Raw genomic sequence first — 24,628 nt, 5'->3', positions numbered from 1 at the left:
CATCCCTGGTGACTGTGGATGTTTGCCAGCACTAACATATCGCGAAATGGAACTTGTTATAGGGTGAGCGGGATATATGTGTAGCGGGCGGCCCCAGGAGGAGCGATGCGTCGCGTCATCGGTTTGATATTCATCGGACTCGGGGCGTTTCTCATCGTTCTGGCACCGCTCGTGCGGTTCCAGGTGGCGACCGGTCTCATCGCCGCCCCCGCCGACCAGTACGGCATCAGCAAGCTGGAGGCCGTCGACGCCCAGTACTTCAGCCCCGGGGACCTGAAGGTGGTGAAGGGCAACCTTGACATTACCGTCACCACCAGGGGGGACGTTACCGCGGCCGAAGGCGACCGGGTCGTCTGGGAGGAGGCCACGGCGGTCAACGACGTCACCAACCAGAACCCCCTCATCTCGTTCAGCGAGCGTCGCAGCGCGTTCAACAAGTACACGGGCGAGGGCGTGAACTGCTGCAACGTCAACGTCGACAAGACCCCCGTGCAACTCCAGGGGCAGATCTACAAGTGGCCCTTCGACGTCGAGAAGAAGACGTACAGCGTGTTCAACGCGATCACCGGCAAGGCGTTCGACGCCAAGTTCGTCGGTGAGGAGCAGGTCGGAGGGCTCTCGGTATACCGGTTCGAGCAGACCGTCCCGCCGACCAAGATCGACACCGTCACCGTCCCGGCCTCCATCCTCGGCATGGACGATCCCGGCGACGTGCAGGCGGACCGCGTCTACGACGGCGTGAACACCTTCTGGATCGAGCCGGCCACCGGCTCGCCGGTGCGGCAGGAACAGCAGCGCCACGACGTGCTCAAGACCTCGGACGGCGTCGAGCGCTCGCTCGCCTTCGCCGCCGACGTGAAGATGACCCAGAACACCGTGGACGACCTGGTCAAGAACGCGCTCGACAGCAGGAACAGCATCACGCTGCTCAAGACCATGATCCCGCTGGTGCTCCTGGTGATCGGCCTCGCCCTGGTCGTCACCGGCGTCCTGCTCGTGAGGCGCCGCAGGGACATGTGAGAGACCGGGGGCGCCGGGCCCTCGACGGGGAAGGTGTGGAGGGAGGCCGCGGGCGCGCGCCCGCGGCCTCCTTTTCCGTTCGCCGTGAACCTCGTGAACCCTCGTTCCCGGACGCACCGCTGGAACGCGTTCCATCGTTTTCCCCGCTTCATTACTCACGAGTAGCTTAGGTTTTCGGTCGAAAGAAAGGTTCTCTACTAGAACGCGTTGCAGTTAGTTTGACGCGGTCGTACAGTCGCAGCATGCGGACACGTGTTACCGACATGCTCGGGATTGAATTTCCGATCTTCGCGTTCAGCCACTGCCGTGACGTCGTCGCCGAGGTCAGTCGCGCGGGGGGGATGGGCGTGCTCGGCGCCCTCTACTTCACCCCCGAGGAGCTCGAGATGGAGCTCAAGTGGATCGACGACCACGTCGACGGCAAACCGTACGGCGTCGACGTGGTCATGCCCGCCTCGTACGCGGGCTCCGACCTCGGCGTCGACTCGCCCGAGGACCTCGTGGGACGGCTCCAGGGGATGATCCCCCAGGGCCACCGGGACTTCGTCGACGGCCTGCTCGCCTCCCACGGCGTGCCACCGCTCTCGGCCGACGCGGACGCGGGCAAGGTGCTGCTCGGCTGGACCGACGCCACCGCGCGCCCGCAGGTCGAGGTGGCCCTGCGGCACCCGATCGCACTGCTCGCCAACGCGCTGGGCCCGCCCCCCGCCGACGTGGTCGACCAGGCGCACGCCAAGGGGGTGAAGGTCGCCGCGCTCGCCTCCACCCCGCGGCACGCGATCAAACAGGTCGAGGTCGGGGTGGACATCGTCGTCGCCCAGGGCACCGAGGCGGGCGGGCACACCGGGGAGATCTCCACGATGGTCCTCATACCGCAGGTCGTGGACGCCGTTGACGTCCCCGTGCTGGCCGCGGGCGGCATCGGCGACGGCCGCCAGATGGCGGCCGGGCTCGCGCTCGGCGCCGAGGGCGTGTGGACGGGATCGATCTGGCTCGCCGTGGAGGAGGCCGACACCTCCGAGGTGGTCAAGCGCCGCATCCTGGGGGCGACCTCGCGCGACACCGTGCGCTCGCGGTCGTGGACCGGCAAGCCCGCCCGGCTGCTCAGGAACGAGTGGACCGACGCCTGGGAGTCCCAGGAGTCGCCCGGCACGCTCCCCATGCCGCTGCAGTTCATGCTGATCTCCGACGCGCTCCGCAGGATCGGCCGTTCCGACGCGACCGAGCTGGCGACCTTCCCGGCCGGGCAGATCATCGGCGCGATGAACCAGGTCAGGTCCACCAGGGACGTCGTCTTCGGCATGATCGAGCAGTACGTCGAGGCAATGGAACGATTGGGTCGCATTACCGGTGAGTAGGTAGCTCATGTCCGAAGGAATGGGCTAAGAACTCATCAGAGCCGATGAGTTTGGAGAATGATGGCGTCCCCGCAGGTCACCGATGGTGTCACTGACGATGTCACCGATCCCCCGACAGGACCTTCGCGGTCCTTTCCCGAGGGACGGCGGGTGCTCGGCGCCGCGCTCGTCCTCATCGTGGTCCAGCTCGCCTGGCGGGCCGTGATCCTGCACCGGGGCGGCTTCTTCGGCGACGACCTCAACATGGTGGGCAGGGCCGCGGCCGAACCCTTCGGGCTCGACTACCTCTTCGGCGTCTACTCCGCGCACGTGATGCCGGTCGGGATGATCGCCAACACGGTCGTCACCTCGCTCGGCGCGTACGACTGGACGGTGACCGCGGCGGCACTGCTGCTCTTCCAGCTCGCCGCCTCGCTCGCCGTGTACCGCATGCTGCGCGTGCTGTTCGGTGCCCGCTGGATGATCCTGGTGCCGCTGTCCCTCTACCTGTTCACACCGCTCGCCCTGCCCGCCTTCTACTGGTGGGCGGCGGCGGTCCAGGCCCTGCCGCTGCAGATCGCCATCGCGATGGCGGTCGCCTCGCACGTGACGTTCCTGCGCTCCGGGCGCGGCGTGGACGCGGTCGTGACCGGGCTGTGGTTCCTGTTCGGGCTCGGCTCCTTCCACCTCAAGGCCGTCTTCGCCATCCCCCTGCTGCTCGTCCTGGTCACCGTCCTGTACTTCCCCGTCCGTGAGCGCCTGCGTTCCCTGGCGACGGTGTTCGGCGCGTACGCGGTCATGGCGGGCGCCTACTCGATCCTGTTCCTCCTGCAGCTCGACCGCCTGCACGGCCAGGAGATCGGGGCGCCCTCCTCCGAGGTGGCCGGCCGGGCCATGGCGCGGATGCTGGGCGTCACCCTCCCGGTGCTCGCGGCAGGGGGACCCGGGCCCTGGTGGTACAAGTTCTACGCGGTGCCGCCGCAGGCGATGGTCGGCGCGGCCTGGGCGCTCATCGGGGTGGTCGTCGCCGTCACCCTGCTCCTCAGGCGGGGAGCGTGGAAGGCGTGGCTGATCCTCTGCCTCTATCCGCCCCTCCTCATGGTGCCGATCCTGGCCGGACGCTCCCTGGACCGGGCCCTGGGCGAGGAGGCCCGCTACCTCGCGGACGTGACCCCGGTGATCGCCCTCTGTCTGGGGCTGGCGATGCTCCCGCTGCTGGGCGAGGCGCGCCCGTACCGCTGGCGGATCCCGGCCCGCGTCGCCGGGACCGGCTGCGCGTTGCTGGCGATGACGGTCGCCGCCTTCTCCGTCTACTCCGCGCACAGATACGTGATGGGGACGGAGCCGGGGCGGGCCGAGATCCGCTCCTACCTCGCCTCGGTGCGGGCCACGCTCGCCTCCGCCCCGCCGGGCAGTGACATCTATCCCCAGCAGACGCCCTACGACCAGTTCGGCTTCGGGTACGGGGACGAAGGGCTCAGCCACCTCACCCTCAGCCCGCTCGCCCCGCCCGAACTCGCCGCCCTCATGCGCAACCCCCGGCCCGCCGTCGCCCCGCTCGTGCTCGACCCCACCGGGCGCCGCCTCGTCCCGGTCCGCCTCACCGGCCCCTACGTCGCCGCTCCCGGCGGCTGCTTCCCCCAGTTGGGCGGCACGATCTCGATCCCCCTCGCGCACAAGGGCGGCATGGTCGTCCTCGGCCTCGACTACCGCTCCACCGCCAGGACGGCGGCCTACGTGCAGGTGGGGGAGCAGGAGGTCGAGATCGTCCTCGAACAGGGAACCGGCAGGATCCACATCCCCTTCACCGCCCCCGGCGCCTCGGTACGGATGGAGGTCCTGTCCGCCGACACCCGGGTCTGCGTCATCGGCGGCCTCTTCGGAGGCCCGGTCCCGGGCTAGAGGGGCGGCTCCGAAGCGCGGTCGGTGATCGGTGGTGCGGTCGCGCCGGAGCGCGACGTCCTCTTCTTTTGCCGTGATAGGTATGACTTTTGCTGGTTTTCGGCATATACGTATGGGCAAGTGGAAAATCTTGCTTTAGATTACGGCCAGAGCGGCATTAACTCCTCCCCGTCACAGCGAATCAGGTCCGGCATCCGCCATCCGATCAGTCACACCGGCGGTGCCGCATCCCCCACGCCGCGCCGAAAAGCGGCCTCCTCACCGAGATGGAACGGTCATGCGGAAATCCCCCCTGTTATCCGTCTTACTGCTCACCGCGCTCTCATGGCTCGCCGTACCCGCTCAAGCACACGTGGCAGTGCCGCCACAGGTGCCGGGCGTCACCCTGCGCACCTACGACGTCCAGGTCGAACTGTCCAAGCTCTGCACGCTCAAGCCCGGTCAGACACCCAACGTGGACAAGCTGATGCCCACGATCGACTGGAGCTCCGACGCCGACTTCGGCCTGACCGACATGTTCGTCACCGAGGCGATCGGCAACATCTCCATCGCCACCGCGGGCACCTACGAGTTCCGGCTCACCAGCGACGACGGCTCTCGGCTGCGCATCGACGACACCGTCGTGATCACCAACGACGGGCGGCACGGGCCGATCGCCGTGGACGGCACGATCACCCTGACCACCGGTTACCACGCGTTGCGCGTCGACCACTTCGAGCACCTGTACGGCCAGCAGCTCAAGCTGGAGTGGAAACCACCGGGATCCTCGGGGTTCGCCCTCGTGCCGAACTCGGTGCTGAGCACGGACGCGGACGTGGTGCGGGTCACCGCCCCCGGGCGCAAGGAGTGCGAGAGCGGCGCCGACTCTCCGGGCGACGGGCTGCCGCTGGAGTCGGTACACCCCGACTTCACGCTCACCGACCTGCGACCGGAGGGTTTCCAGCCGCAGGTGACCGCGATGGACTGGCTGCCCGACGGCCGGTTGGCGGTCGCCACGTGGGGCGGCTCGGAAACCAAGCTCGGCGAGGTCTACCTGCTCGACAACGTCACGGGCAAGACCTCACCCGCGCAGGTGACCACCAAGAAGATCGCCGGTGGGCTCCAGGAGCCCATGGGGATCAAGTACGTGGATGGCAAGCTCTACGTCTCGGAGAAGTCCCGGCTGGTGGAGCTGAACGACACCGACGGCGACGAGGTCGCCGACAACCTCAGGACCGTGGCGACCTGGCCGTTCGGCGGCAACTTCCACGAGTTCGCGTTCGGGCTGCTCTACCGTGACGGCCACTTCTACATCAACCTCTCCGTCGCCATCAACTACGGCGGTGCCACCACCGACCCGCAACCGGCGCCGGACAGGGGCACGACCATCAAGGTCGACAAGGCCACCGGCAAGGTCGAGTACGTCGCCGGCGGCCTGCGCACGCCCAACGGGCTCGGCTGGGGCCCGAACGACGACCTGTTCGTCATGGACAACCAGGGCGGCTGGCTGCCCGCCTCGAAACTGGTGCACGTCAAGAAGGACCGGTTCTTCAACCACTACACCAACCCCGACGGCCGGTTCGACGACAACGTGGTGAGCGCGCCCGTGCTCTGGCTGCCGCACAACGAGATCGCCAATTCCCCCAGCACGCCACTGCTCATGAAGCAGGGCAGGTACGCGGGGCAGATGCTGTTCGGCGACGTCACCTACGGCGGGATCCAGCGCGGCTACCTGGAGAAGGTCAACGGCGAGTACCAGGGCGCGGTCTTCCGCTTCACCCAGGGCCTTGAGGCGGGGGTCAACCGGATCAGCCTGGGGCCCGACGGCGCCGTCTACGCCGGAGGTCTCGGCGCCGGCGGAAACTGGGGCCAGCCGGGCAAGCTCACCTACGGACTGCAGAAGCTGACCCCCGGCGATGACAAGACCTTCGACATCCTGAAGATGCGCGCGATCGAGGGCGGCTTCGAGCTGCAGTACACCCAGCCGCTGTCGGCCGAGACCGCCGCGTCGCTGGCGGCGAGGTACCAGGCCACCCAGTGGCGGTACGCCGCGGCCTCCACCTACGGTGGCCCCAAGGTGGACGAGGAGCCGCTGACCGTCACCTCCGCGGACCTGAACCCCAGCGGTAAGAAGGTCACGCTGAAGATCGCCGGTCTCAAGCCGGGGCGCGTGGTGCACCTGCGGTCGCCGCGCCCGTTCAGTTCGGCGTCGGGGCAGCCGCTGTGGAGCACCGAGGCCTGGTACACGCTCAACTCGATGGTCGACGGTCCGGAGACGGACACCGTGTACGAGGCGGAGAGCGCCTCGCACAGCGGCGGCGCGAAGCTGAACACCGATCATCTGAGCTACTCGGGAAGCGGCTTCGTCGACGGTTACCAGAGCGTGGGAGCGGCCACGCAGTTCGCCGTGCACGCGGCCAGGGAGGGCACGTACCACGTCGGCCTGCGCTACTCCAACGGCCCGAACCCCGCGCCCGGCACCAAGTCCCTGAGCGTGTACGTCAACGGGACCAAGGTCAGGCAGGTGCCGCTGCCCACCACGGAGACCTGGGACCTGTGGGCCACCCGGGTCGAACCGCTCGCGTTGAAGGAGGGCGCCAACCTCATCGCCTACAGGTTCGACAGCGGTGACGTGGGCCACGTCAACCTGGACTCCATCACCGTGGCCGCGCAGCGGGTGTTCGAGGCGGAGAACGCCACGCTGGCCGGTGGCGCGAAGGCGAACCAGAACCACCAGGGCTACACCTACAAGGGCTTCGTCGACGGCTACTGGAACCAGGGCGCGAGCACGTCGTTCTCCGTGTGGTCGGACACGACCGGCACGCACAACGTGGGGCTCCGCTACGCGGCCGACGTCGGCAGGTCGTTGAGCTTGTACGTCAACGGGACCAAGGTCAGGCAGGTGCGGCTGGCCGCCACCGGCGGCTGGGACGCCTGGGCCGTCCAGACGGAGCCGCTCAACCTGAACCGGGGCACGAACACGATCGCCTACAGGTACGACTCCGGCGACACGGGCAACGTCAACCTCGACCACATCACCGTGTCGAAGGCGGAGCGGATCACGCTGTTCGACGGGTCCAGTCTGGCGGCGTGGGAGAAACGGGCCGGCGGGACGGCGACCTGGCCGATCGCGAACGGCTCCGTGGAGTCCTACGGCGGCGACATCCGCACCCGGCGGACGTTCGGCGACTTCAAGCTCCACGCCGAGTGGTACGAGCCGGACTACCCGCCGGACGTGACCGGCCAGCAGCGGGGCAACAGCGGCATCTTCCTCCAGGAACGCTACGAGATCCAGGTCCTGGAGTCGTACGGTGACACCACGCCGGCCGCCAACGAGGCGGGCGCGATCTACAACAAGCGCGCGCCCGACCGCAACATGGCCACCGCCTCGGGAACGTGGCAGACCTACGACATCACCTTCCGCGCGGCCCGGTATACCAGCGCGGGAGTGAAGACCGACAACGCCCGGGTCACGGTCGTCTGGAACGGCGTGGTGGTGCACGACGACGTGGCCGTCGACGGCGGCACGGGCGACCACATCCCGGAGAGCGTGGCCTCGGGCGGGATCCGCCTTCAGGACCACGGCGACGCCGGCGAGAACCCCCGCTTCCGCAACATATGGATCGAACCTGTCTCCTGACCTCATCCGCTCAGCAGGCCGTCCCGCTCTCCGCGCGGGGCGGCCTGCCCTGTGCATGGGGCCACCCACCGGGCCGTGAGCGCACCGCGACGCCCTCGTCCTTCCCGCCGTTCGTCCGGGAACCGGGCTCCGCCCGTGGCGGTGCCGTTCACGCCGGTTCGGGCCGTACCGCCTCCCCGGCCAGCTCCTGGACACCCTTGAGGAGCCTGTCCACGTCGGACTCGTCGGTGTACGGCGCGATTCCGGCCCGGATGGCGCCGGTGTCGCCGAGGCCCAGGCGGCGGGAGCACTCCAGCGCGTAGAAGCTGCCCGCGGGGGCGTTGACGCCGCGTTCGGCCAGGAAGCGGTAGGCGTCGGCGGACCTGACGTGGTCGACGGAGAACAGGGTCGTGGGGGTGCGGGCGCGCGACGCCGCGCCGTAGAAGGTCACTCCGGCGATCTCGGCCAGCCCTGCGTCGAGCCGTTCGAGCAGGATCCTCTCGTGCTCCTCCAGCGCGGCCATCGAGCCTTCCAGGCGTTCGCGCCTGGTCCCCTCACCCGGTACGAGCCCGGCGAGGAAGTCGACCGCCGCCGTCGTGCCGGCGAGCAGTTCGTAGGGCAGCGTGCCCAGCTCGAAGCGTTCGGGCACCGCGTCGGTGGCGGGGAGCAGCTTGTCGGGGTGGACGCTCTCCAGCAGGCCGGGGTCGGCGGCGAGCACGCCCAGGTGCGGGCCGAGAAACTTGTACGGCGAGCAGGCGTAGAAGTCGGCGCCCAGCCGTCCGACGTCGACCAGGTTGTGCGGCGTCAGGTGCACGCCGTCGACGTAGAGCAGCGCCCCGGCCGCGTGCACCCGTTCGGCGATCGCCGAAATGTCCGGACGGCTGCCCAGCAGGTTCGACGCGGCCGTGACGGCCACCAGCCGGGTGCGCCCGCCGAGCAGGTGGGCGATCGTGTCGACGCTCAGCTCGCCGCTTTCCGGGTCGAAGTCGGCCCGGCGTACCGTGACCCCGCGCGCCTCGGCGGCATGCACCCAGGGCCGGATGTTCGCGTCGTGGTCCAGGGTGGTGACCACGACCTCGTCACCGGGTCCCCACTCCTTGGCGAGCGCGCGGGCCATGTCGTAGGTGAGCTGGGTCATGCTCCGGCCGAACACGACGCCGCCCGGGGTGGCGCCGAGCAGGTCGGCCATCGCCTGGCGCGCCTCGGCCACGATCCCGTCGGCGCGCCGCTCGGCGGCGGTCTCGGCCCCCCGGTTGGAGACGGCGGCCCGCAGCGCACCGGCCACGGCCTCCGCGACCGGCTCGGGCACCTGCGACCCCCCGGGCCCGTCGAAGTGCGCCGCACCCTCGTCCAACGCGGGAAAGTGCGCCCGTACAGCCGCCACGTCGTATGCCACAAAACCTCCAGGACCGCTGCCGGCCATCGGTGTTCTTGTCAGGCGTCCCCATTGGAGCGGAACGTGGCCAGAGTACTTCGTCAGGTTGATTTGGGTAGGTGGTGTGCCGGCTGGGGCGGGCAGGGGACGCGCTGGTCCACGCGTGGACGAGGGCTTGGAGCGTGGACGGCACCCGGGTCATTCGCCCCGGTAGGAGGGTGGGCGCTTCTCGCGGAAGGCGCGGGAGCCCTCCTTGGCGTCCGCCGAGCCGATGACCGGCCAGCCGACGGCGTCGGAGACCTTCAGTGCCTCGGCCTCGGGCATGCCCAGGGTCTCGCGGTAGGCGCGGAGGATGGCCTGGACGGCGAGGGGGCCGCACTCGGCGATCTGGGTGGCGATCTCCAGGGCGGTCGTGAGTGCCTCCCCGTCGGGGACGACCCGGTTGACCAGGCCCATGGCCAGTGCCTCCCGCGCGGTGACGGCGCGGCCGGTGAGCAGGATGTCCATCGCGAAGGCGTACGGGATCTGGCGGGGCAGGCGGATCGCGGAGCCGCCCATGGGGAAGAGGGCGCGGCGGGCCTCGAACAGGCCGAGGGTGGCGGACTCGGCGACCACCCTCATGTCGGTGCCGACGAGCAGTTCGGTGCCCCCGGCCACGGCGTATCCCTCGACCGCGCAGACGATCGGTTTCGTCGGCAGCGCGCCGGAGTCGCGGAGCAGGCCCTTCCAGTGGAAGTCGGGGATGGCCGCGGCGCGCTCCCTGACCCGGGCGTCCTGCGAAGGGGTGCCCATCGCCTTCAGGTCGGCGCCCGCGCAGAACGTCCCGTGCGCGCCGGTGAGGACGGCGACGCGGACCTCGGGCTCCTCGGAGACGTACGCCCAGGCGTCGGCCAGGCCGACCAGCATGTCGGTGGAGAGCGCGTTCCTCGCCTCCGGCCGGTCCATGGTGACGACCACGACGTGACCGTCACGCTCGATCCGGCAGTGCGGTGTGCTGATCGGCAGGAGTTCCACGGGACGACCTCCGTTGGTTCAACCAGGTGCCTGGTGGGGGAAATTCTGGACGCGTGCCGGCTCCCGTGCGGTGTGGCCGCCCGGGGACCGTTCGCTCCCGCGCGGTGAGGGGGCGTTCGCTCCCGTGCGGGGGGTGGGAGCGGGGTCTCGGCGACGCCGGGAGGGACGTCTCCGAGGAGGGCCGATCCCACGCGGAAAGAGTGGGCCTGTGCTGGGTCAAGCGCTTGCTAGGCGCACCTCCCGAGGTTAGTCTGCCCATGCGCACAAGAACAGATTCTTGTTCTATATACCCCGTTCCGCCAGGGCTTGTCGCGATAAAGAGAACGTGATGCACTTCGGTGTACCGGGGCCTTTCCAGCGAAAGGATGTCCGATGGGTACGCTCGGTTTCTGGAGACTGGCGCAGGCGGACCCCGACTGGGTGGCCGCCGTCGACCCGGACGGCGCGGAACATCGCGCCGGTGACCTCCTCGCCCGTGCCAACCGTCTCGTCCACGGCCTGAGAGAGCTCGGCCTCCAGGCGGGCGACGGCATCTGCGGCCTCGTGCCCAACGGCTCCGACGGGCTCGTCCTCTATCTCGCCGCCCTGCAGGCCGGCTGGTACTACACGCCGATCAACTGGCACCTCACCGGCCCCGAGATCGGCTACATCGTCGCCGACAGCGAGGCCCGGGCCTTCTTCGTCGACGAGCGGTACGCCGAGGAGGGCCTGCGCGGCGCCGCCGAGTCGGGCATCGCCCCCGAGCGGGTCTTCGCGTTCGGGCGGGTGGAGGGCGTGCGGCCCGTCTCCGAGCTGACCGAGGGGCGCCCCGAGGCCGCACCCGCCGACCGTACGGCGGGCGCCACCATGCACTACACCTCCGGAACCACCGGCAGGCCCAAGGGGGTGCGGCGCCCGCTCAGCGGCATGGACCCGGACGACGCCGCCGAGCTGATGACGTTCCTGCTCACCCTGTTCGGCATCACCCCCGGCAAGGAGAACGTCCACCTCGTCACCTCGCCGAACTACCACACCGCCGTCACCCAGTTCGGGGGGACGGCCCTGCACATGGGGCACACGCTCGTCTACATGGACAAATGGGACGCCGAGGAGACGCTCCGGCTCTGCGAGAGGTACCGCGTCACCAACTCGCACCTCGTCCCCACCCACTTCAAGCGCCTGCTCGCCCTCCCCGCCGACGTGAGGTCGAAGTACGACCTCTCCTCCCTGCGGTGGATGATCCACGCCGCGGCCCCGTGCCCGGTCCCCGTCAAGTGGGCGATGCTGGAGTGGTGGGGTGACTGCGTCTACGAGTACTACGCGGCCACCGAGGGCGGCGGCACCATCGCCACCCCGCAGGACTGGAGGAGCCGTCCCGGCACCGTCGGCACCGCCTGGCCGATCAGCGAGCTGCTCATCGTGGACGAGAACCTGGAGCCCGTGCCGGCGGGGACCCCCGGAACCGTCTACATGAAGATGCGGGGCCTCAGCTTCGAGTACAAGGGCGACCCGGCGAAGACCGAGGCCAACCGGCTGCGCGACCACTTCACCGTCGGCGACATCGGCTACCTGGACGAGGACGGCTTCCTCTTCCTCTGCGACCGCAAGGCCGACATGATCATCTCCGGCGGGGCGAACATCTACCCCGCCGAGATCGAGAACGAGCTGATGGTCCACCCCAAGGTCGCGGACGTGGCCGTGTTCGGCATCCCCGACGAGGAGTGGGGCGAGCAGATCAAGGCCGTGGTCGAGCCCGCGCCCGGCGTCGCACCCTCGCCCGAGCTCGCCGCCGAGCTCGTCGAGTCGCTGAGGGGCCGCCTGTCGACGATGAAGTGGCCGAGATCCGTCGACTTCGTCACGGAGATGCCCCGCGAGCCCAACGGCAAGCTCCTCAAACGCAAGCTGCGTGACCCGTACTGGAAGGGACGCGAACGTGCCATCTAGCGAAGACCCCCCGGCACCGCTGCGGGCACGGCACGTACTGGAGTTCCCCGGCGGATACACGCGCACGACGGGACCGGTGATCGGGCGCTTCCTCACCGAACTGCGCGACGGGCGGCTCTTCGGGGTCCGCACGGCGGCGGGACGCACGCTGGTGCCGCCGCTGGAGTACGACCCCGAGACCGGCGACGCGGTGACCGAGGAGTTCGTCGAGGTCGGCCCCGCGGGCACCGTGGAGAGCTGGGCCTGGGTGACCGTCCCCAGGAAGGGCCACCCGCTGGACCGGCCGTTCGCCTGGGCCCTGATCCGGCTGGACGGCGCCGACACCTCGCTGGTGCACGCGGTGGACGCCGGAGATGTCAGGGCGATGCGCCCGGGGCTGCGGGTGCGCCCCCGCTGGCGGGCCGAGCGCACCGGCCACATCACCGACATCGAGAGCTTCGTTCCCGAGGTCACCAGGATCGTCTCCGAGGTCCGCGCCGAGTACACGGTCACGCCGGGGCTCGCGCTGCGCCGCTTCCTGGAGGGGGTCGCAGAGGGCGTCCTCATCGGCTGCCGGTGCGGCACCTGCCACAAGGTCTACGTGCCCTACCGGCTCTCCTGTCCCGAGTGCGGGGTCTCGATCACCGAGGAGGTGGTCGTCCCGGACACCGGCACGATCACCACCTTCGCCATCAACAACCTGCCCGACCCACGGGCCCCCGAGGTGCCGTTCGTCTCGGCGTACATCCAGCTCGACGGCACCGACATCCCGATGATCGCCCTGGTCGGCGGGATCGCGGCCCACGAGGTGCGCCAGGGCATGCGGGTGCGGGCCGTCTGGGTGCCGCAGGAGGAGCGGACGATGTCCATGTCGAACATCAAGTGGTTCGCCCCCACCGGCGAGCCGGACGTGGAGCTGTAGATGCGGGAGATAGCGGTCGTCGCGTTCGCGCAGACCCGGCACAGCGCCGTCGACGAGGGACAGAGCGAGGCCGAACTCATCCTGCCCCCGCTGGAGGAGGTGAGGGCCGCGACCGGGCTGCGCAGGTTCGGCTTCACCTGCTCGGGGTCGTGCGACTACCTGGCGGGCGCGCCGTTCTCGTTCGTCTCCGCGCTCGACGCGCTCGGCGCCTGGCCGCCGATCTCGGAGAGCCACGTCGAGATGGACGCCGCCTGGGCGCTGTACGAGGCGTGGGTCAGGCTCCAGCACGGCGACGTCGACTCGGCCCTGGTCTACGGCTTCGGCAAGTCCTCCCAGGGGGACCTTCGGGAGATCATGACGCTCCAGCTGGACCCGTACTACCTGGCTCCCCTCGGGCTGGACCAGGTCTCCTTCGCCGCGCTGCAGGCGTCGGCCACCGGGGCGAAACGGGCCGAACTCGACGAGATCGTGCGGCGCAGCCGGGCCGACGGGAGGGCGAACCCCTACGCCCTCGACCTGCCGGACCCCTCGGGCGAGGACGCGGAGGTCGCGCCGCTGCGGCCGTACGACGTCGCCCCGATCACCGACGGCGCCGCCGCGGTGGTGCTGGCGGCCGGAGAGCTGGCCAGGGAGCTGTGCGAGCGGCCCGCGTGGATAACGGGGATCGCCCACCGCATCGAGCCGCACTACCTGGGCATGAGGGACCTCGCCCGGTCGGCCTCCGCCGCCGACGCCGCACGCGCGGCGGGGGCGGGCAAGGGTGACGTCGACGTGGCCGAGCTGCACGTCCAGTTCAGCCACGAGGAGCTCATCCTGCGCGAGGCGCTGGAACTCGGTGAGGGCACACGCGTCAACCCGAGCGGCGGCCCCCTCGCCGCGAACCCGGTCATGGCCACCGGCCTCATCAGGATCGGCGAGGCGGCCGCCCGGGTCATGGACGGCACCGCGAGCCGCGTCCTCGGGCACGCCACGAGCGGACCCTGTCTCCAGCACAACCTCGTCACCGTGATGGAGGCGTGAACGACCATGGGTAACCCCTGCGCGGTCATCGGTGTCGGCCAGACCCACTACACGACCAAGCGACGTGACGTCTCCCTCGCCGGGCTGGTCCGCGAGGCGGCCCTGCGCGCGCTCCAGGACGCGGGCCTGACCTGGAAGGACATCGACGCGGTCGTCATCGGCAAGGCCCCCGACCTGTTCGAGGGCGTGATGATGCCCGAGGCGTACCTCGCCGACGCGCTGGGCGCCGCGGGCAAGCCGATGATGCGGGTCCACACGGCGGGCTCGGTCGGCGGGTCCACCGCGCTCGTCGGCGCCTCGCTCATCCAGGGCGGCGTGCACGACCGGGTGCTGGTGGTGGCGTTCGAGAAGCAGTCGGAGTCCAACGCGACCTGGGCCCTGTCCACCCACCTGCCGTTCAGCGCCTCGCTCGTCGTCGGCGCGGGAGGCTACTTCGCCCCGCACATCCGCGAGTACATCCGCCGCTCCGGCGCCCCCGAGCACATCGGCCACCTGGTGGCCGTCAAGGACCGGCGCAACGCGCTGAAGAACCCGTACGCCCACCTGAGGATCCCCGGCATCGACCGCAAGATGGTCGAGTCGACCCCGATGCTCTGGGAGCCGATCCGCTACCTCGACACCTGCCCGTCCTCCGACGGCGCCTGCGCGATGGTGCTGGCCGCGCAGGACAAGCTCACCGACAGCACCCCCGCCTGGGTGCTCGGCGCGGCGACCCGCTCCGAGCCGATCTTCCGCGCCGGTCGCGACACCGTGAACCCGCAGGGCGGCAAGGACTGCGCGGCCGACGTCTACCGGCAGGCCGGGATCACGGACCCGCGCAGGGAGATCGACGTGGCGGAGGTGTACGTGCCCTTCTCCTGGTACGAGCCGATGTGGCTGGAGAACCTCGGCTTCGCCGCCGAGGGGGAGGGCTGGAAGCTCACCGAGTCCGGAGCGACCGCCCTGGACGGCGACATCCCGTGGAACGCCTCGGGCGGTGTGCTGTCGAGCAACCCGATCGGCGCCTCGGGGCTGATCCGGTTCGCCGAGGCGGCGCTCCAGGTGCGAGGGATGGCGGGGGAGCACCAGGTGGACGGCGCCCGGCGGGCGCTCGGGCACGCCTACGGGGGCGGCGCGCAGTTCTTCGCGATGTGGATGGTCGGCAGCGACAAACCCTGATCCCCCAGGAGGGGTGCGAATGGAGTTCAACCACGCGGATCTGTTCGAAGGACTCGCCGACGCGATCGGGGACCGCACGGCCGTCGTCTGCGGCGACCGCCGCGTGACCTACGCCGAGCTGGACGCGCACGCCAACCGGCTCGCCCACTTCCTGGAGAGCAGGGGAGTGCGCGCCGGGCAGCACGTCGGAATACACCTCTACAACGGCATCGAGTACGTGGCCGGACTGCTCGCCACCCTCAAGATCCGCGCCGTGCCGGTCAACGTGAACTACCGCTACGTCGAGGCGGAGCTGCTCTATCTCTACCGGGACTCCGACATCGTCGCCCTGCTGTTCGACGTGGAGTTCGACGCCCGGGTGGCGGCCACGGCCCCCGACGCCCCCGCCCTGCGACACCTGATCGCCGTGGGAGGGCCGTCCCAGGTCGAGGGCGCGGTGCCGTACGAGGAGGCGCTCGCCGGGCAGCCGGAGACGCGCGGATTCCCCGAACGCTCGGGCGACGACCTCTACATCATCTACACCGGCGGCACGACCGGCATGCCCAAGGGCGTGATGTGGCGTACCGAGGACCTGTTCTTCGCCTTCGGTGGCGGCAACCCCTACGGCGAGCCGCGCGCCACCCCCGGCGAGGTGATCGAGGCGGCCTCGGCCGCGGGCGAGATGACCATGATGGCCGCGGCGCCGCTGATGCACGGCGCCGCCCAGATGGGCACCTTCATCACCTGGTGCATGGGCGGCACGATCGCGTACGTCCGTAGGTTCGACGCGGCCGAGGTGCTGCGGACGATCGAGCGGGAGAGGGTCCTCACGCTCAACATCACCGGGGACGCGATGGCCCGTCCGCTCGCCGACGAGATCGCCGGCGGAGGCTACGACCTGTCCTCGCTGTTCGCGCTGAGCTCCACCGGCGCGATCCTCAGCGGTTCGGTACGCGAACGGCTGGAGGAACTGCTGCCCGGCAAGATGATCATCGACAGCTTCGGCTCCACCGAGTCCGGCTACACCGCCTCGGCGGTTCCCGGATCCTCCCCCGAGTCCGGGCTGCGCTACCAGGCGAACCCGCACGCCGGCCTCGCCGTGCTCAACGAGTCGCTGGAACCGGTCAAGCCGGGCTCTGACGAGCTGGGCACCGTGGCCAGGAGCGGCCGGATCGCCTCCGGCTACTACAAGGACGAGGCCAAGACGGCCCGCACCTTCGTGACGGACAAGGACGGGGTCCGCTGGCTGCTCACCGGAGACATGGCCAAGGTCGAGGAGGACGGCACCATCGCGGTCTTCGGCCGGGGCTCCGCGTGCATCAACACCGGCGGGGAGAAGGTCTTCCCCGAGGAGGTCGAGGCGGTGCTCAAGGGCCACCCGGCGGTCTTCGACGCGGTCGTGACCGGCATCCCGGACGAGCGGTGGGGCACCCGCGTCGCGGCGGTGATCGAGCCGCGTCCCGGCACGGCGCCGACGGCCGAGGAACTCGACGCCCACTGCCGGGAGAAGATCTCCGGCTACAAGGTGCCCAGGACCTTCGCCTTCGTCGACGAGATGGTCCGCTCCCCGGCGGGCAAGGCCGACTACCGCTGGGCCAGGACGACCGCCGAGGCCGCCCGTTCCTGACGGTTTCACCGGGTCACTCCTCCCGCACGTCACCGGCTCTCCTGGCCGGAGGCCGTCAGGACGTCGCCCTGTTCGTCGCCGGGGGCCGCTGGACGGGCTGGGCTGTCGTGCTGCCGGAAGCGCGGCGTGGACCGGCCGGACACAAGATCACTGCGCGGCTGCGGTGAAAGACTCAGCAGGGGGGGCGCTGGGGCTGTCTCGGCCGTATCGCTCGACGAGCGCGTTGCCGATCAAGGTGAGGTGGTCTCGCACACCAGGCGGGCCGGTCACTTCGAGCCATTCGACCAGTCCGGCGAGCTCGCCCGCGAGCGCGTACTCGTTGTAGCCGCGGATCACGACCTCGATGCGGCCGTCGACCGTGGAACCTCCAACCTCAAGCCGGTCCCCGAGCGTCATTCGGAGCTTGCCGATCCCTTCGGGAGTGCACACGGCCTGGATTTCGAGGGGTGTTCGCCTTCGGTCGACTGCGTCGGCGATCTCCCTCCAGCTCTCGGCAAGGTCGAACCCCTCTGGCCGGTGCACGGGATCGTCGGTCGGCTCGACGGATGACACGCGATCGATCCGGAACGTCCGCCGACCGGCGTCGGTGTTGGTGACGAGGTACCACGTCGGCCCTTTGGCGACGATGCCCAGCGGGTGGACGGTTCTCTCGGTTTCGGTGCCTTCGCGGTCGACGTAGCCGAGCCGCACCTGGACGCCGCGGATCACCGCGTCCTGGAGTTCGTCGAGGAAGCGAGGTGGCCGGCGCTCGACCCAGCTCGCCCCCCATCGTTGCGGGTCCATGACCAACGACGACGCCGCCGCCTCGGCCTGCACCCGGAAGGGCTCCGGCAGGGCGTGGACGAGCTTGCGCAGAGCCGCTTTCACGGCCGGCGTCGCAGTCGAGACCGGGCTGGCAACCAGGAACAGGGCGCGGGCCTCACTCGCGGTCAACCCGGACAGGTCGGTGCGGGCGCCGCCCACGAGGCGCCAGCCGCCGCTTCGGCCCTGCATGGAGTACACCGGCACCCCGGCCATGGCCAGGGCGTCGAGGTCGCGGCGGGCGGTGCGCTCGGAGACCTCCAGTTCTCGGGCGACCTCTGCCGCCGTCACCTGCTCGCGCCGTTGCAGCAAGAGGAGGATGGCCACCAGCCGGTCGGTTCGCACGCCGACAACACTTTCACGTAAAACCGGTCATGGGGTGACCGGTTTCGGTTGGCAGGATGGCGACATCACCTCACCGACGAGGTCGACCACAGGCGAACACCCCCGGCCCGTCAGGGGTGCGCCGACGTCGTCTCCGGGAACCTTCGTCGCCCGATCACTCCGAAAAGACAGAGGAAACGCGATGCCCAATCCAACCGATTTTCCCAAGCCCACCCTTGTTCCGGTCAACGGTGTGGAACTCGAAGTCTTCGAGGCGGGCCGAGAAAATGCGGGAAAACCCATCGTGCTCTGCCACGGCTGGCCGGAGCACGCCTTCTCCTGGCGGCACCAGATGCCCGTCCTCGCCGCTGCCGGCTACCACGTCATCGCACCGAACCAGCGGGGTTACGGCAACTCGTCCCGCCCGGCCGAAGTGACGGACTACGACATCGAACACCTGTCGGGTGACCTCGTCGCACTCCTCGACCACTATGGATACGAAGACGCCGTCTTCGTCGGCCATGACTGGGGTGCGTTCGTCGTCTGGGGACTGACCCTGTTGCACCCCGACCGTGTGAACAAGGTGATCAACCTGAGCCTGCCCTACCCCGAGCGCGGAGAGAAGCCCTGGATCGAGTCCATGGAGGACATGCTCGGCGGCGACTTCTACTTCGTCCACTTCAATCGACAGCCGGGCGTCGCGGACGCCGTGTTCGAAGACAACACATTCCAGTTCCTCCGCAACATCTACCGGAAGAACGAGCCCCCCAGAGAGCCTCAGCCGGGCATGGCGCTGATCGATCTCGCCAGAGCGGAAACACCGCTCGGCGAGCCCATCATGAGCGACGGCGAACTGGCCGTCCTCGTCTCCGCCTTCGAATCATCGGGATTCACGGGCGGCATCAACTGGTACAGGAACCTCGACCGCAACTGGCACCTGCTGGCGGACGTGGACCCGATCATCCGACAGCCCGCACTCATGATCTATGGCGACAGGGATCTGGTCGCACGGGGTGAGAACCTGGCGGAGTTCGTGCCCAACGTGGAGGTGGTCAGCCTTGATTGCGGTCACTGGATCCAGCAGGAGAAGCCGGAAGAAACGAACCGAGCGATTGTGAAGTGGCTGGAACAGCAGGACGCCACCTGACCGCGATATGACAGGCCGACATCCGGGAAGTGGCCGGTCCGCTCGACACCGAAGACGTACGTGACCTCTGCAACCCCGGTAATCGGTCGTTGTCTGCGATAGCTATCATGATCGTCTCCGCCGCCGACTTCTGCCCCCGGACCCCTCGCTCAGTAGGGCGTGAACCGCTCTGGCCCGCGATCCGTTTCCGGAAGGTGATGCGTTTTCTGCGGACCGTCGTCCCGCTCCTCCTCATGGTCGGCTGCTCGGGGACCACCACCGTCGCCGTCGAGACCACCGCGCCGGCCGGGGAACGGCCGGGTGCCGTCGTCGTTCGGTACGTCAGCTGCGGTGGGATGACGTGCGAGGGCGGCGACAGCATGAGCGTCACCGCCGACGGGCGGGCCGGCTCGCTGCGTGACGGAGAGCTGGTCGTCGTGCCCCTCCCGGCGGCCGAGTTGCGTGACCTGCGGGCCGGGCTGGTCGAGTCCCTGGCCGGGAGGGAGGGCACGCTCGACCGTACCGGAGGGGCCACCGACCAGCCCTTCGCGGTCGTCACCGTGGTGGACTCCGCAGGCAGGACCCACGAGACCCGGCTGGAGGGGACGCCGACGGCGGAGGACGCCCCGGTCGTCGCCGCGACCGAGCGCCTCTCGAAGCTGACCGCGCGGATCCGCGCCACCGGCACGCCCGATGTCACCGCGCCGGTCACGGTGACGATGTACGAGGACCCGAGCACCAGGCCCATCCGGCAGGCGACCTGGCCCGAGGGGATCACCACCCCGATCGAGGCCGCGTCCGGCGGCAACTTCGGCACCGCGACCTATCGGGGAGACGAGGCGAAGGCGCTGCGTACCGCCCTGGGCAAGGCAGGGGAGAACGTGACGGTGACCGCCGGGGGCAAGACCCTCATCGCCCGCTGGGAGGCCGTGCTTCCTTGATCTAGGGAAAGCGCTTACCGTTGACGGGTAGCCTGGCGTGGCAGGCTCCGCTGAGGAAAGGCTTTCGTGGTGATCCACTCAATCGACCCCAGGACCGGTGAGTCCTTCGGAGATCCCTTCCCCCTCACCTCGGACGACGAGGTGGACGCGAGCGTCGCGGCGGCTCTCGCGGCCGGGCCCGCCTGGCGTTCCGCGGACCGGGCGGCGGCGCTGGAGGCGGTGGCGGCGGCGCTGGAGGGAGGCGTCGAGGAGCTCTGGCGGGCCGCCGACGCGGAGACCGCGCTCGGGGAGACCAGGCTGCGCGGGGAGGTGGCGCGGGCCGCCGGTCAGTTCCGGCTCTTCGCCCAGGTGCTGCGGGACGGCGGGCACGTGGAGGCGGTGATCGACCACGCGACGGCCCAGCCGCCGGTCCCCGACCTGCGGCGGATGAACCACCCGCTGCCCGGCGTGGCCGGGGTCTTCGCGGCGAGCAACTTCCCCTTCGCCTTCTCGGTCGCGGGCGGCGACACGGCCTCCGCGCTGGCCGCCGGATGCCCGGTGGTGGTCAAGGCCCACGACGGGCACCCCGGCACGTCGGAGCTGTCCTGGCAGATCATCCGGGGCGCCCTGCCCGACCCGGCGCTGCTCGGTCTGGTCCGCGGGCTCGACGCGGGGAAGCGGCTCGCCCGGCACCCGTCCGTGGCGGCCGTCGGGTTCACCGGCTCCATCCCCGGTGGCAAGGCGATCCAGGCGCTCATCGCCGAGCGGCCCGACCCCATCCCGTTCTACGGCGAGCTGGGCAGCGTCAACCCCGTCGTCGTGCTGCCCTCGGCCGCCCGCGACGGCCTCGCCCAGGGGTTCGCCGCCTCGCTCACCCTCGGCACCGGGCAGTTCTGCACCAACCCCGGACTGGTGTTCGTCCCCGACGACGCCGACCTCCTGGCGTCCATCTCCAAGGCGGTCTCCGAGACCGCGGGCGGGCCGATGCTCACCGAGCGGATGCGGGGGGGCTTCCAGCACGGGCTGGCCAGGCTCGGCAGGCTCACCCCGCTCGCCGAGGGAAGGCCCGGCGAGGGGGCGTTCGCGGTGACCCCGCAGGTGTTCGTCACCGACCTGGCGACGTTCGCCGCCGACCTGCCGGAACTCGTGGAGGAGTGTTTCGGTCCGGCCGCCCTCGTGGTCGTCTACGCCGACGCCGCCGACCTGCCTGCCGTACTGGAGCGGCTGGACGGCTCGCTCACCGCCACGGTCCACGCGACCGACCCCGCCGAGGCGCGCGAGAGCGCCGAAGTGCTGCTCAGGAAGGCGGGGCGGCTGATCTGGAACGGCTGGCCGACCGGGGTGGCGGTCCGCTGGGCGATGCACCACGGCGGTCCCTGGCCCGCGAGCACGGCCGCCGCCCACACCTCGGTCGGCGCCGCCGCGATCCGCAGGTGGCTCGTGCCCACCGCCTACCAGGACTGGCCCGCCGAGCTCCTGCCGCCGGAACTGCGCGACGACAACCCCCTCGGCATCCCCCGCCGGGTCGACGGGGTCCTCGTGGAGGGGCACGCCTGACGCCTCCCGCCGGTCTTCGGACCGGTCAGAGAGCGGCGCGCCCCCCCACCGGCCCCGCCGATGCCTCTTCGGCGGGCCGGCTCTACCGGCCCGAGGGGAGAACCCGAGGACCGGACGGCTCGTGAACGACGGGCCGTCCGGGTCCGCGGTGCCGGGCCGACGCGTTCTCAGCCGATCTCGCCGACCCCCGCGTGCCGGGAGACCGAACGCTCCACCGACGCGGCCGGGTCGATCCCGGTGTGCAGGGCCGGGGTCCAGCCAGCGTCGGAGCCGAGGTCGGGGTCGTGGGCGGCGTTGTAGACGGAGACGAGGTCGACGGGGGAGACCTTGCCCCCGACACGGAGCAGGTTTCCCCTCGCGGTGAGGGCGGTGCCGCCCCAGTCGTAGAGGAGACTCGACGGGGCGACCGCCCGGCTCAGCCGGAAGAGGTTGTTCTCGGCGAAGATCTGCGACTGCACGCCCACACCGAGGGCGTACTCGAAGGTCGAGGCGTCGGGGATCTCGTAGTAGTTGTTGTAGACGTGCACCTGGCCGAAGCGCACGCGCGGGAGCCGCTGGAGCACGTTCTCGAAGTGGTTGTGGTGGAGGGTGACGTTCAGCTTGCCCGTGTCGTTCGCCGGGTTGTTGGTGGAGCCGATCAGCATCGTCTTGTCGTGGCCGGAGAACCGGTTCCAGGAGGCCGTGACGAAGTTGGAGGCGTGGGTGATGTCGAGCTGCCCGTCGTGCACCTGGTAGGGCCTGCCGAAACGCAACGGCTGCTTCGAGTCCGGGTTGTCGCCGTCGGTGAAGGTGTTGTGGTCCACCCACACGTGTGTCGAGCCGGTCACCGAGATGTTGTCGTACAGGGAGTTCCAGTTGCCCTCGGCGCCGTCGGTCGGGGTCCACCGGGGGAAGCAGTCGGCGGTGTCCTCGAAGAGGATGTTGCGGATGATGACGTTGTCGACCTTGTCGACGTGCAGGTTGACGCCGCGGATCCGCGCGTTCTTGCCGAGGCCGACGATGGTGGTGTTCGAGCCGACCTTGAGCCTGATGTTCGCGCTCTGCTTCGCGGCCGAGGCGACCCGCGCGTCCTCCAGCGGGCCCGAGGGGTCGCTCTCCCTGCCCCACACCGCCGGGTCGTACGCGGCGAGATAGCCCTCCAGGGTGTAGCCGCCGGTCGCGTAGTCGGCGCAGGTCCTGTCGGTGTCGATCGTCCCCTTCACGTAGATGATCTTTGGTGAGGGGGCGGCGAGCGCGGTGGCCAGTTCGGTGCGGGTGGAGACGGTGTGCACGTTCGACGCGGGCGCCGCGGCTCCACCGGTGGTGCCGGAGCCCTCGGCGGCCCAGCCGTCGTTCGCGGGCAGGGTCTGGCGGCCCAGGTCCGGCCTGCGCCCGGCGGCCTTCGACTCCGACTCCGACTCCGACTCCGACGAGGTCGTGGTCTCGGGGGCGCCGGTACTCAAGGAGGTGGCGGACGCGGCAGGGGCGGAGAGGACCGCCAGGGACAGCAGGGCGGTGAGCGCGACGGCTCGTTTCATGGTCTTCCTTCACGAGGTCAGGTGGGAGGGACGCTGCGGGGCAGGGCGGCAAGGCGCGTACGGCCCCGGGGTTTTTCCGGATACTGGAGCGGGCGCGCCCAGGTCAGGGGTGGGTGCGCCCGCTCCAGGGCATGCGCGGGTCCGGGTGAGGACGGGTGCGCCCTCGGGAACGACGCCCGCTTCCGGGCAAGGCCGCCTTGCGGCGCGGCCGAAGACGGGCACGCCCGATCCAGGGTTCTCGGGGTTTCGGTCAGGGGCGGGCACGCTCGCTCCAGGGCACGCGCAGTTCCGAGTAGAGCGCGAGCCGTTCCGCGCTCGCCGCCGTCACCTCGGCGATCCTGGGCAGCACCCGGCGCTCGTCGCCGACCTCCTGGAACACGTCCGGTATGGCGAGCGGTCGCGGCGCGAGCCGTACCGCCTCCAGGACGCGCATGAAACCCGCGGTCCTCTCCAGCGGTACGAGCAGTTCGGCGCCGTCGCGGAGGTGCGCGACGAGGTTCTCCAGCAGGTCGGTCCTGGGGTGGACGACCGAGGTCCCCGCGAACTCGACCCGGTCCTCGGTGTAGGTCAGCCGGATCCGCCCCCTCTCGCCGTGCACGATGAGGTACGGCTCGTGCCGCCGGTCCGCGCACAGTGAGGCCGCGACCGTCACCGTCGTCCCGTCGTCCATCCGCACCCGCGCGCACGAGGTGTCGTCCGCCTCGATCGCGTTGGCCCGGTAGAGCTCGACCTCGACGTTCTCCACCGCCGCGCCGGAGACGGCGAGCGCGGTCGCGGTGGCGTGCGCGAGCGGGTTGGTGAGAACGCCGTCGCCCGTGGGAACGCCGCCGGCCTCGCGCCTGCCCGCCCACGGCACCCGGTCGTAGTAGGAGTAGGGACGCTCCCACGCGCCCGCCGCGCCGATCCCGGTGACCTGGCCGATCGTTCCCTCCGCGACCATCCGCCGGATCGCGGGGATCGCCTCGGAGCCCAGGCTCTGGAATCCCACCTGGCAGGCGAGCCCGGTCTCCTCGGCCACCGCGACGATCCGCAGGTAGTCGGCGTACGTGGCGGCGGGCGGCTTCTCCAGCAGCACGTGCGACCCGGCGCGCAGCGCCTTCTCCGCCAGCTCGGCGTGGGTGTGGATGGGGGTGCACAGGATCGTCACCTCGGCGCCGGTACGCCCGATCAGCTCGACCAGGTCGTCGGAGAACTCCGCGCTCTCGGGCAGGCCGTCGACCGGCCGCACGTCGCACACCCCGGCGAGCCTCACCAGCCCGGCCTCGGCCAGCCGCCGCACGTTCGACAGATGCCACCAGCCGTGACCGTGCGCTCCGGCGAGCACCACGCGAACCGGTTCCATTACGCCATCTCCCATCGCGGTCCCGTGCCCCGGCATCCTGCAACCGGTTGCAAGAAACATTGATGACATCCGTGATTAACGTCAAGGGCCCAATTTAGTAAGGCGCTTCCCATCTGCGGGTTTTTCGAGATTTCCTATCGCCAGGGCGACGCGAGCCCTCACATATCGTTTGGCAGACCGCTCGATC

The 24,628-nt window shown here is 70.1% G+C and carries 17 protein-coding genes; 12 read left to right on the top strand and 5 right to left on the bottom strand.

Annotation, left to right across the window (positions count from 1 at the left end):
• Positions 1-105 precede the first annotated feature (105 nt).
• The 4 genes from ACFY3V_RS14890 (at position 106) to ACFY3V_RS14875 (ending at position 7,878) form a co-directional block, all read left to right on the top strand.
• The gene (locus tag ACFY3V_RS14890; protein ID WP_362905198.1) at positions 106-1,020 is read left to right on the top strand and encodes a DUF3068 domain-containing protein; all 915 of its coding nucleotides are present in this window, start codon (positions 106-108) and stop codon (positions 1,018-1,020) included.
• A gap of 242 nt (positions 1,021-1,262) precedes the next feature.
• Entirely contained in the window at positions 1,263-2,378 is a 1,116-nt protein-coding gene (locus ACFY3V_RS14885) for a nitronate monooxygenase family protein (RefSeq protein WP_362504135.1), read from the top strand.
• A gap of 60 nt (positions 2,379-2,438) precedes the next feature.
• Entirely contained in the window at positions 2,439-4,259 is a 1,821-nt protein-coding gene (locus tag ACFY3V_RS14880) for a hypothetical protein (protein ID WP_389773557.1), read from the top strand.
• Positions 4,260-4,536: 277 nt separating this feature from the next.
• Complete coding sequence (locus ACFY3V_RS14875; protein ID WP_389773554.1) at positions 4,537-7,878, top strand: family 16 glycoside hydrolase; 3,342 nt, start codon at positions 4,537-4,539, stop codon at positions 7,876-7,878.
• Between the two features lie 148 nt (positions 7,879-8,026).
• Here ACFY3V_RS14875 and ACFY3V_RS14870 read toward each other — a convergent pair whose 3' ends face one another.
• Both ACFY3V_RS14870 and ACFY3V_RS14865 read right to left on the bottom strand, forming a co-directional pair.
• Entirely contained in the window at positions 8,027-9,253 is a 1,227-nt protein-coding gene (locus tag ACFY3V_RS14870; RefSeq protein ID WP_389773551.1) for a cysteine desulfurase-like protein, read from the bottom strand.
• A gap of 177 nt (positions 9,254-9,430) precedes the next feature.
• The gene (locus tag ACFY3V_RS14865; RefSeq protein ID WP_389773548.1) at positions 9,431-10,246 is read right to left on the bottom strand and encodes a crotonase/enoyl-CoA hydratase family protein; all 816 of its coding nucleotides are present in this window, start codon (positions 10,244-10,246) and stop codon (positions 9,431-9,433) included.
• A 372-nt stretch (positions 10,247-10,618) separates the two neighbouring features.
• On the opposite strand from ACFY3V_RS14865, the gene ACFY3V_RS14860 reads away from it, so the two are divergent.
• The 5 genes from ACFY3V_RS14860 to ACFY3V_RS14840 are packed head-to-tail and all read left to right on the top strand — an operon-like array spanning position 10,619 to position 16,854.
• Positions 10,619-12,169, top strand: coding sequence for an acyl-CoA synthetase (locus ACFY3V_RS14860; RefSeq protein WP_389773545.1), 1,551 nt, complete (start codon positions 10,619-10,621; stop codon positions 12,167-12,169).
• Positions 12,159-13,070, top strand: coding sequence for an OB-fold domain-containing protein (locus tag ACFY3V_RS14855; RefSeq protein ID WP_350946553.1), 912 nt, complete (start codon positions 12,159-12,161; stop codon positions 13,068-13,070). Before ACFY3V_RS14860 ends, ACFY3V_RS14855 begins: the two co-directional genes overlap by 11 nt.
• Positions 13,071-14,090: a thiolase domain-containing protein gene (locus ACFY3V_RS14850; RefSeq protein ID WP_362905186.1), complete on the top strand. Its 1,020-nt coding sequence runs from the start codon at positions 13,071-13,073 to the stop codon at positions 14,088-14,090.
• Positions 14,091-14,096: 6 nt separating this feature from the next.
• Complete coding sequence (locus ACFY3V_RS14845; RefSeq protein ID WP_350946555.1) at positions 14,097-15,248, top strand: thiolase domain-containing protein; 1,152 nt, start codon at positions 14,097-14,099, stop codon at positions 15,246-15,248.
• A 19-nt stretch (positions 15,249-15,267) separates the two neighbouring features.
• Positions 15,268-16,854 (top strand): acyl-CoA synthetase, encoded by a 1,587-nt coding sequence (locus tag ACFY3V_RS14840; RefSeq protein ID WP_350946556.1) that lies wholly within the window; start codon positions 15,268-15,270, stop codon positions 16,852-16,854.
• A gap of 147 nt (positions 16,855-17,001) precedes the next feature.
• On the opposite strand, the gene ACFY3V_RS14835 is transcribed toward ACFY3V_RS14840, so the two are convergent.
• The gene (locus ACFY3V_RS14835; RefSeq protein WP_389773539.1) at positions 17,002-18,000 is read right to left on the bottom strand and encodes a helix-turn-helix transcriptional regulator; all 999 of its coding nucleotides are present in this window, start codon (positions 17,998-18,000) and stop codon (positions 17,002-17,004) included.
• A 181-nt stretch (positions 18,001-18,181) separates the two neighbouring features.
• Between ACFY3V_RS14835 and ACFY3V_RS14830 the strand changes: the two genes are divergently transcribed.
• From ACFY3V_RS14830 to ACFY3V_RS14820, 3 genes are all read left to right on the top strand, one after another.
• Entirely contained in the window at positions 18,182-19,126 is a 945-nt protein-coding gene (locus tag ACFY3V_RS14830) for an alpha/beta hydrolase (protein WP_362905179.1), read from the top strand.
• Positions 19,127-19,323: 197 nt separating this feature from the next.
• Positions 19,324-20,046: a hypothetical protein gene (locus tag ACFY3V_RS14825; protein ID WP_389773536.1), complete on the top strand. Its 723-nt coding sequence runs from the start codon at positions 19,324-19,326 to the stop codon at positions 20,044-20,046.
• Positions 20,047-20,112: 66 nt separating this feature from the next.
• The gene (locus tag ACFY3V_RS14820; protein ID WP_389773533.1) at positions 20,113-21,582 is read left to right on the top strand and encodes an aldehyde dehydrogenase (NADP(+)); all 1,470 of its coding nucleotides are present in this window, start codon (positions 20,113-20,115) and stop codon (positions 21,580-21,582) included.
• Between the two features lie 167 nt (positions 21,583-21,749).
• Here ACFY3V_RS14820 and ACFY3V_RS14815 read toward each other — a convergent pair whose 3' ends face one another.
• Positions 21,750-23,099, bottom strand: coding sequence for a polysaccharide lyase family 1 protein (locus ACFY3V_RS14815; RefSeq protein WP_389773530.1), 1,350 nt, complete (start codon positions 23,097-23,099; stop codon positions 21,750-21,752).
• A gap of 250 nt (positions 23,100-23,349) precedes the next feature.
• The gene (locus tag ACFY3V_RS14810) at positions 23,350-24,441 is read right to left on the bottom strand and encodes a Gfo/Idh/MocA family protein (protein WP_389773527.1); all 1,092 of its coding nucleotides are present in this window, start codon (positions 24,439-24,441) and stop codon (positions 23,350-23,352) included.
• Between the last annotated feature and the right edge of the window lie 187 nt (positions 24,442-24,628).

This window comes from Streptosporangium sp. NPDC000095 (assembly GCF_042899335.1).
Lineage (GTDB): Bacteria > Actinomycetota > Actinomycetes > Streptosporangiales > Streptosporangiaceae > Streptosporangium.
This window is presented reverse-complemented; position numbering and strand designations above follow the sequence as displayed.